Annotated in this window: 1 protein-coding gene; it reads right to left on the bottom strand. The window is 71.8% G+C overall.

The genetic code is table 11. The annotated features are described in order from the left end of the window. Positions 1-2,178, bottom strand: a 2,178-nt coding sequence (locus ACFU99_RS41455; RefSeq protein WP_384403327.1) for an Rne/Rng family ribonuclease, incomplete at both ends; no start/stop codon positions are given.

Here is a 2,178-nt window from a genome sequence, read left to right as displayed (position 1 = left end):
GCGGTCGCCTTACGGGTCGCCCGGCGACGCGTACGTACCGGCTTCGGCTCGGCGACAGGCTCGGCCTCAACGACCGGCGCGGGCTCGGCCACCGGCTCGGCGACCGGCTCCGGCTCGGCCGGCACGACCACCGTGGCCGCGGCGGCGACCTCGGTGTCGCCTTCGGTCGCGATCCCGGCTTCGGCCTCGGCCTCGGCCTTCGGCGGGCCCGCCGGAGCGGACACCTTGCGGGTCGCCCGGCGACGCCCCCGGCCGCCGCGTCCACGCGACTCGGCGGCCGCCTGCGCCTCGGCGGGGCTGCCGAACCACTCGTCGTCCGCCTCGACCGAGGGCCGCAGCTCGGCCTCGGTCACGGCCACGGGCTCCAGCTCGGGCTGGGGCTCTTCCTCAGCCGCGGCAACGGCCGCCGGCTCGTCCGCGAGCGGCTGCTCGTGGTCGTGCTCGTGGTGGTCGTGCTGCTGGCCGCCGCCCGCGGACTTGCCCTTCTTCTTGCCGCGCTTGCCGCCCCCGCCGCCGCCGGCGGCGGTCGGCTGGTCCATGTGGACGATCACGCCGCGCCCGTTGCAGTGCACGCACGGCTCGGAGAACGACTCCAGCAGGCCCTGCCCGACCCGCTTGCGGGTCATCTGGACCAGGCCCAGCGAGGTGACCTCGGCCACCTGGTGCTTGGTGCGGTCCCGGCCCAGGCACTCCAGCAGCCGCCGCAGCACGAGGTCGCGGTTGGACTCCAGCACCATGTCGATGAAGTCGATCACGATGATGCCGCCGAGGTCGCGCAGCCGCAGCTGGCGCACGATCTCCTCGGCCGCCTCCAGGTTGTTCCTGGTGACCGTCTCCTCCAGGTTGCCACCCTGGCCGGTGAACTTCCCGGTGTTGACGTCGACGACGATCATCGCCTCGGTCCGGTCGATGACGAGCGAGCCGCCGCTCGGCAGCCAGACCTTGCGGTCCAGCGCCTTCATCAGCTGCTCGTCGATCCGGTACGTGGCGAAGACGTCGACGTCCGACGTCCACTTCTGCAACCGGTCGGTGAGGTCGGGGGCGACGTGCGCGACGTATCCGTGGATCGTCTCCCAGGCGTCGGCGCCGCTCACGATGACCTTGGAGAAGTCCTCGTTGAAGATGTCGCGGACGACGCGGACGGTCATGTCCGGCTCGCCGTAGAGCAGGGACGGCGCGTTGGAGCCGTTGCCGCCCTTCGCCTTCTTCTGGATCTCCTCCCACTGCGCCTGGAGGCGCTCCACGTCCCGGCGCAGCTCGTCCTCGCTCGCGCCCTCGGCGGCGGTGCGCACGATGACGCCCGCGTCCTCGGGGACGATCTTCTTGAGGATCTGCTTGAGCCGCGACCGCTCGGTGTCCGGGAGCTTGCGGCTGATGCCGGTCATCGAGCCCTCGGGCACGTACACGAGGTAGCGGCCCGGCAGCGAGACCTGACTGGTGAGCCGGGCGCCCTTGTGGCCGATCGGGTCCTTGGTGACCTGCACCAGCACGGACTGGCCGGACTTCAGGGCGGTCTCGATGCGCCGGGGGCCGTTGGCCATCCCGAGCGCCTCGAAGTTGACCTCACCGGCGTACAGGACAGCGTTGCGGCCCTTGCCGATGTCGACGAAGGCGGCCTCCATGGACGGCAGCACGTTCTGGACCTTGCCCAGGTAGACGTTGCCGACGTAGCTGGTGGCCTGCTCCTTGTTGACGAAGTGCTCGACGAGGACGTTGTCCTCCAGCACGCCGATCTGGGTGCGCTCACCGCTCTGGCGCACCACCATCACGCGCTCGACGGCCTCGCGGCGGGCCAGGAACTCGGCCTCCGTGATGATCGGCACCCGGCGCCGGCCCTGCTCGCGCCCTTCTCGGCGGCGCTGCTTCTTGGCCTCCATACGGGTCGAGCCCTTGATGGACTGGACCTCGTCGAAGCCGGTGCCGGGCTCGCGCTCGGCATCCTTCTTGCGGGGCTCGCGGACCTTGACGACCGTACGCTCCGGGTCGTCGCCGCCGTTCGCCTCGGCGTCCTGGCCGTCACCGCTGCGACGCCGGCGACGGCGGCGGCGACGGCTGCTCGCCGAACCCGAACCGCCCTGCTCGGCGTCGTCGTCGGAGTCGTCGTCACCGGAGTCGGACTCGGCGTCCCGGCCGGCCTCCGCCTCGGCGTCGGACCGCTCGCTCTCCTGCTCCAGATCC

This window comes from Streptomyces sp. NPDC057654 (assembly GCF_042800135.1).
In the GTDB taxonomy this organism is placed as follows: Bacteria; Actinomycetota; Actinomycetes; order Streptomycetales; family Streptomycetaceae; genus Streptomyces.
This window is presented reverse-complemented; position numbering and strand designations above follow the sequence as displayed.